We start from the raw sequence: 16,291 nt of genomic DNA, 5'->3' as shown, positions 1-16,291 counted from the left end.
AGTCAATATAGCAACCACTTCTGATAATGAAGTTTACAAAGGCACAAAAGCTGATGAGATACGAGAGCGATACAAAAGCCTAAAATCGAGATTTCAGTCAGCAGGCACGTGGTCAGCCAAAAAGCACCTCAAGAAATTATCCAAAAAGGAACGCCGGTTTAAACGTGATCTGAACTATCGGATTGCCAAGCAGCTGATCAACCACGCTATAGCACTTGAGAACCTCAACGTTTTTCGTCCAGAAGCTACGGTTACTAAAGCGCAGAGAGGTAGACTGGGTAAATGGGCGTTTTCTGAACTGACCAGTTTCATCCTATACAAAGCTAAACTTGAAGGAGTACATGTAGTAATTATCAGCCCGATGTATACCTCTCATCAGTGTTCTGAATGCGGGTATATCAACAAGAACAACCGCCAGAAACAGGCTAACTTCAGGTGTAAGAGCTGCGGTCATAGAGACAACGCCGACTACAATGCTTCGAGGAACATTGCATACAGGGGAGCTGTCAGCCTTCCTAATGTCCTCCGCTTAGCTTCTATTAGTTAAGAGATGGAAAGACAAGCCAACTAATTTATTTAGGGTTCATAATCAATCCATAAATTTAAGAATTGTAAGAATAATCATTAAGAAATATAATAAAATAGAATATATTAATTCTATTGGGGTTCATTGAGTTTTAGATGGATTGTTAATTACATGAAATCAGATGTTTTCCGGCTTAAAAAACTTGGTTTTGATAAATTCAGTTATGAAAAATATCTCTTTTGGTTAGCATTGCTCGGGTCAATGTATGCTATAAGTTTTTCCAATTATTTGCTCTTTCATGTTCTTGTAGAATTGTTCAGTATTTTAATAGCTTCAATGGTTTTTGTTCTGGTTTTAAAATCAAAGCGCTTCCTTGAAAATGATTATCTGATATTTATAGGGATTGCATATCTCTTTGTTGCAGGTTTTGACATTATCCATGTTCTTTCCTACAAAGGGATGTGTGTATTCCCAGGATTGGATTCCAACCTGGCATTACAGGTATGGATTGTTGCAAGGTACCTTGAGGCGGTATCTCTTGTAGTGGCACCGGTATTTTTTATAAGCAGATTTAAAAACAATATAAAATTGGATATGTCTAAAGATATTGGTTTTAGGACAATTTTTCTTTTGTTTGCATTAGTTTCGCTTTTTTTGCTTTTAACGATTTTTCACTGGAGAATTTTCCCGGATTGCTATATAGAAGGAACAGGTCTTACCGCGTTTAAGATAACAAGTGAATACGTTATTTCGATAATTCTACTGATTTCATTGGCTCTTTTATACAAATACAGAACAATGTTTAGTGTTTACGTACAAAACTTAATTGCATTATCAATATTTTTGACTATAATCGCTGAATTTACTTTTACACTTTACATTGATGTATATGGATTTTTAAATATTCTTGGTCATTATTTCAAACTGTTCTCATTTTATTTTATATATCTGGCAGTGATAGATACAGGTTTTTACAGACCCTATGACCTTCTGTTCAGGGATTTAAAACAAAGAGAAGAAGATTTTAAAAAACATGCACAGATACTTGACCAGTTACATGAAGCAGTAATTTCTCTGGATTTTGATGGGTATGTTATAAGCTGGAATAAAGGTGCAGAGACTTTATTTGGTTATAGTGAAAATGAAGTATTTGGCAAAGAACTATATCAAATTGTTCCTGAATATAATCATTGTTTAGTTTTAAATTATTTTGATGATTCGTCTGAGAATTGTGGAAAACATATCTCAGAAGTTGAAATGAGAAGAAAATCTGGAGAAAGGTTTCATGCATTGATGTCCTGTTCGATATTAAGGGATGAAAATGATATTGTAAATGGAACAGTATGTTATATTCTTGATATTACCGACCGTAAAATGAAAGAAAAACAGCTCCTTCAAATGCATGAAGAGCTTGAAAAACGTGTTGAGGAGCGTACCAAACAATTAAAAATTGAAAAAGATAAGGCACAAAACTATCTTGATATTGCAGGTTCTATTATCATTGCACTGGATGTCAATCGTAATATCAGACTTATAAACAGGAGCGGTTGTGAAATCCTGGGATACAGCAAACATGATTTAAAAGGTAAAAGTTTATATGATTTTATTCCGGGTATTTATATATCAAATGTAGAAGAAATTATAGAATCTTTGATGAATAAGGAAGATGAAGATTTAATCAAATATTTTGAAACCCCTGTTACAACCAAAAACCTTGAAGAACGATACGTTGCTTGGAACGGAAGGATTGTTAAAAATGACGAGGGTGATATAACCTGTGTTTTAATTTCGGGAAATGATATCACCAAGCGCAAAAAAATGGAAAAATCACTGGAAAAGAGTGAAAAACGTTACAGACTGCTTTTTGAAAATGCTGGAGATGCTATATTTATACTTGACCTTGAAGGTAATATTATAGATGCAAATAAAAAAGCTGAAGATATGCACGGGTATGCAATTAATGAACTTATAGGTTCCAATATAAGAATTTTAGAAACAGAAGATGTTGCACAACAACTGCCATCAATAATCCATCGTATCCTAAATCATGAATGGTTTGATGAAGAACTAACCCATAAGAGGAAGGATGGAACTGTGTTCTGGGTGGAAGTGGGTGCCGAATATTTTGAACTTGAAAATCAGAGCTATATACTTGCAATTGAAAGGGATATTACAGAAAGGAAACGTGCCAATGAATTGCGGTTAAGGGAAATTCATCACCGTGTAAAAAACAATCTACAGGTTATTAGCAGTTTATTGAATTTGCAGTCTGCAAATTTTAAAGACAACACTGTTATTGAAGCCTTTGAGGAAAGTCAGAACCGCGTTCGTTCTATTGCACTTGCCCATGAGAAACTGTACAATTCCAGAGATATGGTAAGTATTGATTTTGGAGATTATATCCAGAACCTTACACATTACCTTTTTCATATGTATTTGGTCGATTCCAGTAATATTGAACTGAACATGGATACTAGGAATATCTATCTAAATATGGATATAGCAATACCACTTGGTATAATTATCAATGAATTGATAACCAATTCTCTAAAGCATGCATTTACTGAAGGTTCTGCAGGGAAAATCAATGTTAGCTTTTACAAAGATGAATCTAATTATATATTAACGGTTAGTGATAACGGAATTGGAGTTCCAAAGGACATAGATATCAAAGAAACCGAGTCTCTTGGATTGCAACTTGTAAATTCCCTCGTTGAACAGATTAACGGAAAAATGGAATTTGAAAATAACAATGGAACGATATTTACTATAACATTTGAAACTACTGAATAAATAAATTATAATTTCAATGGATTTTTGTAATCTTCTGATGTTTCCATACATGGGCAGTAGCATGAGGGATATTATAAACACAGATGCAGTTATTATAATAAATGTTTACATTTCTGGTGCGCCTATTAACATGACCTTTTGCAGTACAGAATCTATACTTATTTCAACCATGATGTTTACTGCTAAATAATGTGTACATTTTGCGGATATTACCCTTAAAATCCGAGTGAGATATTTTGTTATCGAAATTTAAAGATAACAAAATATATATCATACAGGAAATTAACCTGAACCCATGAACTTTCAGATATTGGATGCAGATTACAGTATTTATAATGATGAGCCAGTGGTACGGCTTTTTGGAAGAGGAGAAAATGGTGGCAGTGCATGCTGTTTTGTGCCGGGTTTTGAGCCGTACTTTTATGCTAAAGTATCCAGTGAATCCAATTTGCAGACTTTGGAACAATCAATAAAAGAAAAATTTGACGTTGTTAAAAAGGTTGAAACAGTAGAACGGTTTGAACCCATCGGTTACCAGCAGTTCAAAAAATCAATGCTCAAAATCACTACATTTTATCCGAAAAATGTTCCTGAAATACGAGATGATGTGCTGGAACTTGATGGTGTTGAAGAGGTATATGAAACCGATATTCTGTTTAGAAACCGGTTTTTAATAGATAAAGGGTTACACGGAATGGCGCTGGTCTCTGCGGAACCCTCTGCATCCGAATCTATAGAAGATCGGAATTTAATATGTGATGATACAATAACTTCCAATAAAGTAGAAGAAATAAGTAAAATTCCAAATATACAGTTAAAATATCTGGCTTTTGATATAGAATGTCTTCCTCCTGAAGGGGGTATGCCTGAACCTGAAAGTTCTCCTATAATTATGATTAGTCTTTCCTTTGAACCTGTGTATAAAGGTCAAAGTACACTGGTTCTTGTGTGTAAGGATGTAGAAAATGTTGAATCTGATATAGAAACATTTACCGATGAAGCTGAAATGCTCGCCCGTTTTTTTGAAATCTTCCAGGAATATGACCCTGATGTGGTTGTCGGCTATAATATGAATGATTTTGATATACCCTACATCAAGGACAGGGTAGATGTTCTAAATAATCAGGGCAGAAATATAGTACCAAAAGTGGGACGTGACGGAAGGTTAATGACCTACCGACGGTTGGGCACCCGAACAATGGTTTCCATGACAGGACGGGTCGTCATGGATGCATTACCAATTATACGACAGCAGTTCAGTTTAAAACGTTACACTCTGCGTAATGTATCTAAAGAGTTGCTTGGTAGGGAAAAACTCGATGTTGAACCTCATCAGATGGTGGAATACTGGAACGATGACGGTGACAAAATAAAAAAATTCATAGACTATGCCAGACGCGATTCTGAACTAGCACTTGAACTGGTAACCAGGTTGCAGTTGCTCGACAAGTATATCGCTCTTTCTCAAGTAAGTGGTTCTGTTCTACAGGATGTAGTTGATGGCGGACAGAGTGCCATGGTTGAAAATCTACTGTTCCGTGAATTCGGTAAACAGGGTAGGGTGATCACTCCAAAACCTGATAACAGACCGGATGATAATGAACAGGGTGAAGAAATAAAAGGTGGAGAGGTTCTTGAACCCAGAAAAGGGCTACTGGATAATGTGGTGATACTGGATTACAAATCACTGTATCCTACCATAATGATGGCGCATAACCTGTGTTATACCACTGTCGTTGTTAATGACCGTCCTGAAGGTGAGATGATAGAACCTCCATCTGGCGGAGAATTTGTAACAACTGATATATCTAAGGGTATTGTGCCCTCAATTCTGGAAAATTTGTTAAATCAGAGGTCTGAAGTAAAAAAGAAGATGAAATCAGTATCTGATGAAGATACTTACAGGATGTATGATGCAACACAGCTTGCATTAAAGATTTTGCTGAACAGTTTTTATGGTTATTCAGGTTATGCACGTGCACGGCTTTACAGTTTAACCCTTGCCAATGCCGTAACAAGTTATGGTAGAGAAAACATCCAGAACACTCGTGACCTGATAAATAATGATATCCGTAAAGTTCTGCTTAAAAGCGGACAAGTGTATCTCCCCTCTGAAATATCATCAGATGAACAACCAGAAGATACTGTTAATTTATCTGTCGTTTACGGGGACACTGATAGTGTATTTATACACTGCGTGTCAGCTAATAAAAGGGATATTTCTCTTGAAAATGCTGAACTTGTCGGTACAAAAATCGCAGACACAGTATCCCAATCACTTCCTGACCCGATGGAACTAGAATTCGAATCCATTGCAAAGCGTGGGTTGTTCCTTGCAAAGAAGCGTTATGCTCTATGGGTTTTTGAACAGGAAAACGGTGAATGGGAAGACAGTATAAAGGTTAAGGGTATGGAAACAGTTAGAAGGGACTGGTGTGAACTCACATCGAAGACATTGAACAGGGTTCTGGAACTAGTGCTAAAAGAGGGGGATGTGGATAAAGCAGTTGAGTATGTCAGGGATGTTGTAAACCGGGTAAGAAATATCGATGTGCAAAAGGATACTGATATTATAGACGACCTGACAATGACAAGACTCTACTCCAAGAAGAAGGATAGTTATAAGAGCAAACAACCGCATCTGACGGTGATTGAAAAAACCAAAAAAAGAACAGGTGTATCTCCACCAATTGGCGAGAGAGTTCCTTTCGTTATAATCGCAGGTAATGACCTATTTGTAAACCGGGCGGAAGACCCTGAATATGTTCGTGATAATAACCTTGCACTGGATGTGGATTATTATATTAAAAAACAGATATTGCCACCTGTGGAAAGAATCCTTGGAGTTTTTGGAGTTGATTCAGCAACACTTGACTACGATTCCCGCCAGAAGGGGTTATTTGACTTTTCAGGTAAACATTCAGAGAGCAAATCCTTCAATAAAGCTGATAATGAAACAGTAGATAAAGAAGAAAGCAATGGTGAATTGAAAAATCCACCCAAATCAAACTCAAAGTCCCAGAGTTCACTGTTTGATTTTTGATTTTTAAATCAATTCAGCTTTACTCTTTCACCTTTTGCAATATAGATTACGCTTTCACAGATATTGCTTGCATGGTCTCCTATACGTTCCAGATAACGCAACACAAATAGTAGATGGGTAGCATTGGTTATGATGGTCGGGTCTTCTACCATCATGTTGATGAGTTCCATCCATGTATCATAAAACAGTTTGTCTACTTCATCATCTCTGGCAGCAGCTTCTTTTGCCAGTTCCACGTCCAGGTTTTCAAATGCCTGTAGTGATTTTTGTAACATGTCTTCAGCTATTTCTGCCATTTTCGGTATATCGATTAATGGTTTGACATGTTCACCTTCTATGCTTTTTGCGATTTCTGCGATATTGATGCCCTGGTCACTGATTCGTTCAAGGTCTGTTGCAATTTTTATGGATGCTAAAATAAGTCTTAAGTCACTGGCGAGAGGATGTTGAAGAGCTAACAGATGAGTAGCACTTTTTTCTATATCTTCGGCACTGTCATCTATTACGTTGTCTATATCAATCGTTTCATCCGCAAGTTTTAGATCCAGATTCTTGAGAGCCTTTGTTGAATCAAGGATAACTTTTTGGGATGTTTCACCCATGTTTAATATATTTTGTTTTAATGTGCTCAATCTTCGGTTATATTCATTCCTGACCATTTAACCAACCAAACCCTTCTGGTAATGTATATTTGATAGTATATTTTAACTAATATTTTAAATATCTTTTTTAATCTTGGGTTTTTTTGGAATATTTGTTTTCATCAACCTTCAACCACCGGATACTAAAATACTGGAGACATAAAAGGGAAATTATAAATAAATACATATATCCCTGTTAAGATTACTGCTTAATATGTCTGATATCCTGATAAAAAACACAAGAGTTTATTATAACAATTACCTTCAGCCGGCAGAGGTATTGATCGAGAACGGTAAAATATCCAGGATAGCCAAAGATATTCGGATATCACATGTGGACAGGATAATTGATGCAGAAAATGCACTTACACTTCCTGCTGGAATCGATGTACATGTGCACTTCAGGGAACCGGGTCAAACATATAAAGAAGATTGGTATACCGGCTCATGTTCAGCAGCTGCAGGTGGAATAACTACTGTAATAGACCACCCTAACACAGTACCACCAACTGTGGATAACAAATCATTTAATAAGAAACTGCACCTTGCATCCAAAAAATCGATTGTTGATTTTGGTATCAATGCAGGGGTTACAAATAATCTTGATGAATTATCAAAGTTGTGGAAGCTTGGTGTTACTGCTTTTGGTGAAATTTTCATGGCTGAATCAACAGGTGAATTGAACATCAATGAGGAAATTTTCGATCAGGCACTACTAACTGTTAAAGACTTTGGTGCAGTGGCCTGTATCCATGCAGAGGATGAAGATATTCGCCTGAAAAACGAAGCACTATTAATGAAAGATATGTCTCCTCAATCACATTCCAGAGCACGTCCAAATATGTGTGAGGCTACAGCGGTTCAAAAAGCTGTTGATATGGTTTCATCTAACAATACACAGGCGCATTTCTGTCATATCAGTACATCAGAGGCACTTGGTATTATCAGGAACCAGAAATATCGAGCACGTAAAGAAAACAGACAATCCAATATTACCTGTGAATCCGCGCCTCATCATCTGTTTTTATCAGATAAGGCATGGGACAAATTGGGGCCATTTGGTAAGATGAATCCTCCATTGCGCACCCGGAAAAGTGTACAGGCACTTGTTAATGCTGTAAATGATGGAACAGTTGATATGGTAGCATCTGACCATGCACCTCACCGTGAATTTGAAAAGGATACAGATATTAAAACCGCTCCATCAGGAGTACCAGGAGTGGAAACCTTAATGCCCCTTATGCTGGCGGGAGTTAAAAAGAACTTGTTTCCACTAGGGAAAGTTATTGATGTTACTAGCAAGAATCCTGCAAAGAGATTCGGGCTTGATCGTAATTCCAAGGGATTGTTTAAAGAGGGTTTTGATGCAGACCTTATAATGGTGGACTCTCATGAGATAAAAGAAATATCTTCTGATTTTTTACACAGTAAAGCAGGATGGACGCCATATACCGGATTGCATGGTATTTTCCCGAAATTGACTATCTCCCGCGGAGATATAATATGGGACGGGGAAATTACAGGTTCTAGAGGGCGTGGAAATTTCCTGAAAGGCCAAGGTTACATGAACACAGAATGAACAGAAATTTAGGTAATCATGTACATAAAAATAACAAATTATATATACTTATAATGAACCATTTTTTAGATATGGTGCGTAATAAGCTCGCTGTTCACACCACATTAAGTGAAAATGCATCACGTATTCTTGAAAGATATGAAAAGGAACTTGGTGCAAAAAATCTGGTACTTGAAAAAGCCCTCCTTAATTTGGATAACAGTCGTTTTAAGGCAAAACATGATGTGAATAATATAGACTTCAATATCAAAAGAATAACTACTGGTATAGCAGGTCTTGACGAATCACTTGAGGGAGGTATTCCTAAAGGATTTTCTGTTATTATTACCGGCCCACCTGGGACTGGAAAAACTACATTTTGTGTTCAAATACTGATGGAACGAATCCGCAATAATGAAAAATGCGTATTTTTTTCTTTTGAAGAAGATGCAGAACATCTGGTCCAGCAGTTTATGCGTTATGGTTGGGACATCGCAGAAGCGATTGATAAAGGTTACCTTGAAATTTTTGGGATGTCAATAATAACAGCAGAAGAAATGACCCACATCATAGATTCTTATAAACCCGATATGGTTGTCTTTGACTCACTTAATGTATTTACAAATCCTGAAGAATTCAGAACCGCTGGGACATGGAGAAATGTACACCGAAATTTGAAAAATAAAAAAATAACTTCACTTATGGTTACAGAAAAAAAACATGGACTTGAAACAAAGGAGTTTGATGATTATGATTTCCTTGGTGACGGTATCATCTTTTTGGATTCTGTACCTGCAAATGATATAGATCCAACCCCTATGCCTGTAATAGTGGTCCAGAAAATGCGGTCTACAAAAATCGATACATCCCCTCAACCATTTATGTTTACAGAAAATGGAATCCATAAGTACGGGTCTGTAAATGCATCATCCAAAATACTGCGCGACAGATTACAGAAAAATAAATCTTCTGAATAACGGTTCAATTCAATTCAATTCAATTGAAATATGATATTAAACTTGCAATCAATGTAATTGTATATATAGCTTTGAAACTTCCTGCGCCACCAAAATTGATGTATGCACTTCCGGTTTTTTCTCTGTCGATTGTTAAATATGATATAACTAATCCGATGAGGATACCTGTGATGCTTGATACGAAGATAACAGGTGCAGCATTTTCGGGGGCAAGTATTAGAGCTAGAGGTATAGATATCAGTCCTGTATATTCTGGAATGACAATGCCTACACCGTCTATCATTTCTGCCAGTAAAACAGTGGATAAAAGCATGACCAGTGTTATTTCGATTGCTGCTAGATTAAACTGGGTGTATAATAAATAGATGACCATGAGTGCAGGTATTACAAACCCACCAAGATTAAATGTCAATCTGGTATTAAACACAAGTTCTTTGTTGTTTTCCAGTTCTTTTAAAATAGGAACTGAATATATCCATTCAAGAATGTTGGCGTTGTTAAAAACACTTTTCATTTTTTTGGTACGAACAGTTTTAAAAGGAATATCCAGATTGTTTGTACCAAGCATGAGTAAGAGGAGTACAAAAAGAGGTAACGATGAAATGTTTCCTATAGATAATCTACCCTGATAGCATAACACTGATATAGCCAGTAACGTCATCCCAAAAATTGCAAAAGTTTTAATCTCAGACTTATTTATGTATCCTCTCATATACAATAAATAATTTGATCTTTATATAAAAATATATTTAGTTTTACGGTTCAAAGTCTGGAGGTTGAGATTCAATTTCCTCCTGTATAAGATCTTGACGTTTTTTCTCAAGATAACTATACACAGTACCGTGGTTCGCACCACCTACCAACATGTCAATAGCAGTCCTTATTGCCTGTATCTGTTCAGGTTTGCCTATGACACTTACAGTTTTACCATAAACAGATATATGGACATTTATTAGACTCTCTGTGATTTCTCTGGTTTTTCCGTTTTTGCCAATAATCCTGCCTTTAATACGTTTGAGTTCTTTCTGGGTTTTTGTGATATCCGACAGGTCAATTACATCCAGCATTAACATATCGTCATCAAGCAATTGCGTAGCTTTTTCAGGGTTAAACCCGCGCCCAATAGCTCTTATTGTTTCGGAAGCTCTCATCCCAGCCACTGGATCGTTTCCTGGGGTGATTTCAACTGAACCACTTTCACTGTCTATTTCAAGTTTTGATGCTGACTTTTGTTCAATGAGATTTTTGACACGACCTTTTGGACCTATTATAGCACCAACTCTATCTTTCGGAACTTTAATGTGTACCATTATTACTCGCCTTATTCATCTGGTTATTTACTATTTTCGTCTCTAACAAAAGCAGATAAATCTTCAGAGGATTCAGAAATTTTAAAACGTTTAAAAAACCTGACGATGTTATTAATGTCTCGATTTAAAAAATATTCTGCCTTTGGATGGTCTAATGTTACGGATTGTCCCATATCTATGAATATAGGCTCCATATTATTGGGATCGACCATTATATTGTATTCACTCAAGTCACCATGTACCAGGTTGCTATCCTTATAAAGCTTTCTCATGTAACTTTTAATTGTTTCATAGATGTGATGCGCCTGCTTTGTATCAAGTTTGATTTCTTTAAGCAATGGATAAGGTACTTCATTTTCTCCCAAAAAGTCCATAGCAAGAATATTTCTTTCAGTTGTAATAGGTGTAGGTACCCTAACACCAACATTTTGGGCACGTAACAAATTTCTGTATTCTTTACGGGTCCATGCCAGTATTATATCACGTTTTTCATGCCGTATGTTTTTAAATCTAGGGTCACCTAGTAGGTATTCTTCCATTGCTCTAAATGTGCTTGTTGTTATTCTGTAAATTTTAAGAGCGATGGGTTTGTCATTGGATTCAGCGAAGAAAATATTCGCTTCTTTTCCTGTACTTATTGCTCCGCCTAAAGCCTCAAGTATGCCTTTGTTTGAAAGGTTGTATAATGATATCAGGGTAGGTGTGTCAAATACATCTTCTTTTACTTTGGTGTAATCAGAATCCTTGCGCTTTATGCGCATTTTGTCAAGTTTATCATCGATACTTTTTATCTTTTTTGTGTACCCTTCTTTCATGTTTTCCCTTTCAAGTATCCTTTCTTTTCAAGCCAGTTGACCTGTGGTCTTGTATATTTCCAGATGACATCTGCTTTTGAATCCTGAAAATCCCAGGGTACTGCAATTACAATATCACCTTCTCTGATCCATATTTTTTTCTTAAGGGATCCGGGGATACGACCCATACGTACCACGCCATCCATGGACCGTAATTTTACCCGATTGGCTCCGAGTCTGCTATCTATAATTGCAAGTATTTCTCCTTCCTTTTTATTTGGTACCCTAACACGTGTTGCCTGTTCTTCTGTGTCATTTTGATTTGTGTCCTTTTTGTTCAGGTTAATACCTCGCTTATTTGCTTATTTTAAATATGTAGCAGGACTTGTTAAAGGTTGCGTAGTTTTAATTTTTTCCCTGTTTATGGGTGGGTCAAAACTTATCAAATTATATGGCTACGATAGTTTTATATAATATAACTCCCATTCTGAGGGAGTTGCAAGATGAGCGTTAACAAAACCGGGAAAGGTTTGAAGGTAACGGTTTTATTGTTAAATGTCTTGTAATTGATAAGCTTCAAATAATTGCGACATAGAATATATGTTGGAATAGGTATAAATTAATAATAAATTAATTGATGACAAGATTTATATATTATGTAAGCATATGTATGTATTCCGGACGAAAACCGGGATATCATTAACATAGATAATCATCACCTCCATAAGTGGAGATAGGAGATTTTTCCTGTCTGACGTTGGATCTGCCAGTTCGGTTAATCCTGACTGGTGGTGATTGTTCACATTTCTATATTCTATTATAGAAAATCGCCTTAAATCAATATGGACAATCACTATCAGGGAATTAATCTGAACTGAACTGATAAACCCTGCAATTTCTATTAGTGATTGTAATCAATTGTACCAGGTGGACTTAATTTCCATATTTTCCATATGGGAACCCAAGTTCAATCCAAATCGAATCAACCATGTATTCATGGAATTCTGGTTGATCCTGCCAGAGATCACTGCTATCAGTGTCCGATTAAGCCATGCAAGTTATATGTTCTCCGTGAACATGGCGAACTGCTCAGTAACACGTGGATAACCTGCCCTTGGGACCGGGATAACCCCGGGAAACTGGGGATAATACCGGATGAACCACATTCGCTGGAAGGCATTGTGGTTAAAATGGGTCACCGCCCAAGGATGGATCTGCGGTCTATCAGGTAGTAGTGGGTGTAATGTACCTACTAGCCAATGACGGGTACGGGTTGTGAGAGCAAGAGCCCGGAGATGGATTCTGAGACATGAATCCAGGCCCTACGGGGCGCAGCAGGCGCGAAAACTTTACAATGCGGGAAACCGCGATAAGGGGACACTGAGTGCCAGCATATAATGCTGGCTGTCCGTATGTGTAAAATACATGCGTTAGCAAGGGCCGGGCAAGACCGGTGCCAGCCGCCGCGGTAACACCGGCGGCCCGAGTGGTGGTCGCTATTATTGGGTCTAAAGGGTCCGTAGCCGGTTTGATCAGTCCATTGGGAAATCTGGTGGCTTAACCGCCAGAATTCCAATGGATACTGTCAGACTTGGGACCGGGAGAGGTGAGAGGTACTACAGGGGTAGGAGTGAAATCTTGTAATCCCTGTAGGACCACCAGTTGCGAAGGCGTCTCACCAGAACGGGTCCGACGGTGAGGGACGAAAGCTGGGGGCACGAACCGGATTAGATACCCGGGTAGTCCCAGCCGTAAACGATGCTCGCTAGGTGTCTGGAATGGTGCGACCGTTTCAGGTGCCGCAGGGAAGCCGTGAAGCGAGCCACCTGGGAAGTACGGCCGCAAGGCTGAAACTTAAAGGAATTGGCGGGGGAGCACTACAACGGGTGGAGCCTGCGGTTTAATTGGACTCAACGCCGGAAAACTCACCGGGTGCGACAGCAATATGTGGGTCAGGCTGAAGACCTTACCTGAATCGCTGAGAGGAGGTGCATGGCCGTCGTCAGTTCGTACTGTGAAGCATCCTGTTAAGTCAGGCAACGAGCGAGACCCGTGCCCACTGTTGCCAGCATGTTCTTCGGAACGATGGGTACTCTGTGGGGACCGCTGCTGCTAAAGCAGAGGAAGGTGCGGGCTACGGTAGGTCAGTATGCCCCGAATCTCCCGGGCTACACGCGGGCTACAATGGCCGGGACAATGGGTTCCAACCCCGAAAGGGGTAGGTAATCTCATAAACCCGGCCGTAGTTCGGATCGAGGACTGTAACCCGTCCTCGTGAAGCTGGAATCCGTAGTAATCGCGTTTCAACATAGCGCGGTGAATACGTCCCTGCTCCTTGCACACACCGCCCGTCAAACCACCCGAGTGAGGTTTGGGTGAGGGCATGAACCTTAACGGTGTCATGTTCGAACCTAAATCTCGCAAGGGGGGTTAAGTCGTAACAAGGTAGCCGTAGGGGAATCTGCGGCTGGATCACCTCCTAAGCAAAAGAAAAATCATCACCAGTCAGGAGCCGAGAAACTGGCAGATCCAACTCATGGAGTTGTTGGGTGACCGATTCTCAAGGGCTTGTAGATCAGCTGGAAGATCGCTGCCTTTGCAAGGCAGAGGCCCTGGGTTCGAGTCCCAGCAAGTCCACTTGATTTGATTTATTACCTTATTAACTTAACTTAACTTAACTTAACTTTCAGTGCACCAGGCAAGTTAAATTGTCTGGGAAGGATGGATTCTGATCCGGCGAACACCGTCGGATCGGATATGAAATCGTATGTAAGCCATGTTTATTGCCTAATCTGCGCAATTATGATGATATAATCTAATATAATAGCGTATTAGACGCTTACTGGATAAAGTGAGCGGACTCTGGCAATATGCCATCAGGTGGATGGCTCGGCTCAAGCGCCGATGAAGGACGTGCCAAGCTGCGATATGCCTGGGGTAGGTGCACGGATCCAATGAACCCAGGATTTCCTAATGGGACCTCCTGACGCAAGTCGATCAGTAGTGATCGGGAACGCTCCGAATTGAAGCATCTCAGTAGGAGCAGGAGAAGAAACCAAACGAGATACCGTTAGTAGACGGCGAGTGAACACGGTAGAGTTCAAACCGAATCCCTCCATAAATGGACGGGACATGTGGTGTTATAGGGCAGTTTCAAGGGTCCCATTCAACTCCAGTCGAACTCTGCTGGAACGCAGGACCATAGAATGTGACAGTCATGTAGATTAGAGTTGAAGGATCTGGAGCTGTACCTGAGTACCGTGGGTTGGATATCCCGCGGGAATTCGGGAGGTATCAACTTCCAAAACTAAATACGTCTTGAGACCGATAGTGTACTAGTAGGGTGACCGAAAGCTGAAAAGTACCCCAAAAAGGGAGGTGCAAAGTGCCTGAAACCTGGTGGTGACGGAGCGGTACGGCATGCAAGGAACTCCGGTATGAAGGAATCAGCCGCGAGGCTGTAGTACGGGTATCGGTGCCGATGTCGTATCGTACGTTTCGAAAAACGGGCCAGGGAGTATATTCCAGTGGCGAAGGCTAACTCAATCATTGAGGAAGCCGGAGCGAAAGCAACAAGCGCGCATCTTCGGAGAGGCGCGGCGTATACAAGTGCGTGGAGTCACTGGGATATGATCCGAAGCCGGGCGATCTAGGCGTGGGCAGGTCGAAGCGTGGCGAAAGCTGCGTGGAGGACCGCAAGCGGTACTGATCTGCAAATCGTTCGCGTGACCTGCGTCTAGGGGTGAAAGGCCAATCTAGCCCGGCATCAGCTGGTTCCTTCCAAAACATGCCGCAGCATGACCCATCTCGAGATAGTCGGTGGAGTAGAGCACTGATTGGAGGGTCCTGGGGAGAAATCCCTACCCCTCTTGTCAAACTCCAAACCCACCGACGTTGTAGACAGATGGAGTCCGGGCTACTGGGGTAAGCCTGTAGTCCGCGAGGGCAACAACCCGGACCGTGGTTAAGGTCCCCAAGTGTCGGCTAAGTGTTATTCAAAGGGTGTCCCAAGCCCTAGACAGCTGGGAGGTTAGCTTAGAAGCAGCTATCCTTTAAAGAGTGCGTAACAGCTCACCAGTCGAGGTTTGGGGCCCCGAAAATGGACGGGGCTCAAGCCGACCACCGATACCACGGAGCACCGCAAGGTGATCTGTTAGGAAGGCGTTGCGTTCGGGCAGAAGCTGGGCTGTGAAGTCCAGTGGACCGTGCGGAAACGAAAATCCTGGTAAGAGTAGCAGCAAAGTCAGGTGAGAATCCTGACCGCCGAAGGGGCTAGGTTTCCTCGGCAATGATTGTCAGCCGAGGGTAAGTCGGTCCTAAGGTGCACCGTAACTCGAGTGCATCGAAAGGGAAACAGGTTAATATTCCTGTACCACCCGATGGATCCGCTGACGCCTCAGGGCAGGCCGAGCAGTGTTGTCGCACTGTCCAAGCGTTGAAGCACCCGGAGAGCCGTAATGGCGAGAAGGGAGTGAAAGCGTGATGGCGAAAGTCGGCTGCACCCAGGGGCCCGTGAAAAGGTTATTCGGGTGACCGTACCAAGAACTGACACAGGTGCCCCTAGCTGAAAAGGCTAAGGCGTGTCGGATATATGCTGGCTAAGGGAATTCGGCAAAATAGCTCCGTAACTTCGGGAGAAGGAGTGCCTG

10 protein-coding genes, 1 tRNA gene and 2 rRNA genes are annotated in these 16,291 nt (G+C 40.2%); 8 read left to right on the top strand and 5 right to left on the bottom strand.

The window, feature by feature from the left end; all coding sequences use genetic code 11:
- From ACLFMM_RS05760 to ACLFMM_RS05750, 3 genes are all read left to right on the top strand, one after another.
- A partial coding sequence (locus ACLFMM_RS05760; RefSeq protein ID WP_410807762.1) for an RNA-guided endonuclease InsQ/TnpB family protein occupies nucleotides 1-547 on the top strand: 547 nt, incomplete at its 5' end.
- 123 nt (nucleotides 548-670) lie between these two features.
- Nucleotides 671-3,319: an MASE3 domain-containing protein gene (locus ACLFMM_RS05755; RefSeq protein WP_410807760.1), complete on the top strand. Its 2,649-nt coding sequence runs from the start codon at nucleotides 671-673 to the stop codon at nucleotides 3,317-3,319.
- A gap of 295 nt (nucleotides 3,320-3,614) precedes the next feature.
- Nucleotides 3,615-6,362, top strand: a complete 2,748-nt coding sequence (locus ACLFMM_RS05750) for a DNA-directed DNA polymerase (protein WP_410807759.1) — start codon at nucleotides 3,615-3,617, stop codon at nucleotides 6,360-6,362.
- An 8-nt stretch (nucleotides 6,363-6,370) separates the two neighbouring features.
- On the opposite strand, the gene phoU is transcribed toward ACLFMM_RS05750, so the two are convergent.
- Nucleotides 6,371-7,021, bottom strand: coding sequence for a phosphate signaling complex protein PhoU (gene phoU / locus ACLFMM_RS05745; protein ID WP_410807758.1), 651 nt, complete (start codon nucleotides 7,019-7,021; stop codon nucleotides 6,371-6,373).
- A gap of 196 nt (nucleotides 7,022-7,217) precedes the next feature.
- Between phoU and ACLFMM_RS05740 the strand changes: the two genes are divergently transcribed.
- Nucleotides 7,218-8,582: a dihydroorotase gene (locus tag ACLFMM_RS05740; protein WP_410807756.1), complete on the top strand. Its 1,365-nt coding sequence runs from the start codon at nucleotides 7,218-7,220 to the stop codon at nucleotides 8,580-8,582.
- A 71-nt stretch (nucleotides 8,583-8,653) separates the two neighbouring features.
- Nucleotides 8,654-9,538, top strand: coding sequence for an RAD55 family ATPase (locus tag ACLFMM_RS05735; RefSeq protein ID WP_410807755.1), 885 nt, complete (start codon nucleotides 8,654-8,656; stop codon nucleotides 9,536-9,538).
- 19 nt (nucleotides 9,539-9,557) lie between these two features.
- On the opposite strand, the gene ACLFMM_RS05730 is transcribed toward ACLFMM_RS05735, so the two are convergent.
- Genes ACLFMM_RS05730 through eif1A form a run of 4 tightly spaced genes read right to left on the bottom strand, consistent with a single transcriptional unit; the run spans nucleotide 9,558 to nucleotide 11,983 of the window.
- Nucleotides 9,558-10,250, bottom strand: coding sequence for a DUF1614 domain-containing protein (locus ACLFMM_RS05730; RefSeq protein ID WP_410807754.1), 693 nt, complete (start codon nucleotides 10,248-10,250; stop codon nucleotides 9,558-9,560).
- 43 nt (nucleotides 10,251-10,293) lie between these two features.
- Nucleotides 10,294-10,848 carry a KH domain-containing protein gene (locus tag ACLFMM_RS05725; protein WP_410807753.1) on the bottom strand — a complete coding sequence of 185 codons (555 nt, stop codon included), beginning with the start codon at nucleotides 10,846-10,848 and terminating at the stop codon, nucleotides 10,294-10,296.
- A gap of 23 nt (nucleotides 10,849-10,871) precedes the next feature.
- The gene (locus ACLFMM_RS05720; protein WP_410807752.1) at nucleotides 10,872-11,663 is read right to left on the bottom strand and encodes a serine protein kinase RIO; all 792 of its coding nucleotides are present in this window, start codon (nucleotides 11,661-11,663) and stop codon (nucleotides 10,872-10,874) included.
- On the bottom strand, nucleotides 11,660-11,983 hold the full coding sequence (gene eif1A, locus ACLFMM_RS05715; protein ID WP_410807763.1) for a translation initiation factor eIF-1A: 324 nt from the start codon (nucleotides 11,981-11,983) through the stop codon (nucleotides 11,660-11,662). Before eif1A ends, ACLFMM_RS05720 begins: the two co-directional genes overlap by 4 nt.
- 660 nt (nucleotides 11,984-12,643) lie before the next feature.
- Here eif1A and ACLFMM_RS05710 point away from each other — a divergent pair.
- The 3 genes from ACLFMM_RS05710 to ACLFMM_RS05700 all read left to right on the top strand — a co-directional run.
- A 16S ribosomal RNA gene (locus ACLFMM_RS05710) occupies nucleotides 12,644-14,123 on the top strand.
- Nucleotides 14,124-14,206: 83 nt separating this feature from the next.
- A tRNA-Ala gene (locus tag ACLFMM_RS05705) sits at nucleotides 14,207-14,279 on the top strand.
- 219 nt (nucleotides 14,280-14,498) lie between these two features.
- Nucleotides 14,499-16,291, top strand: a 23S ribosomal RNA gene (locus ACLFMM_RS05700); the annotation flags it as partial.

Origin of the sequence: Methanohalobium sp., from assembly GCF_046546175.1 — an archaeon.
In the GTDB taxonomy this organism is placed as follows: Archaea; Halobacteriota; Methanosarcinia; order Methanosarcinales; family Methanosarcinaceae; genus Methanohalobium.
This window is presented reverse-complemented; position numbering and strand designations above follow the sequence as displayed.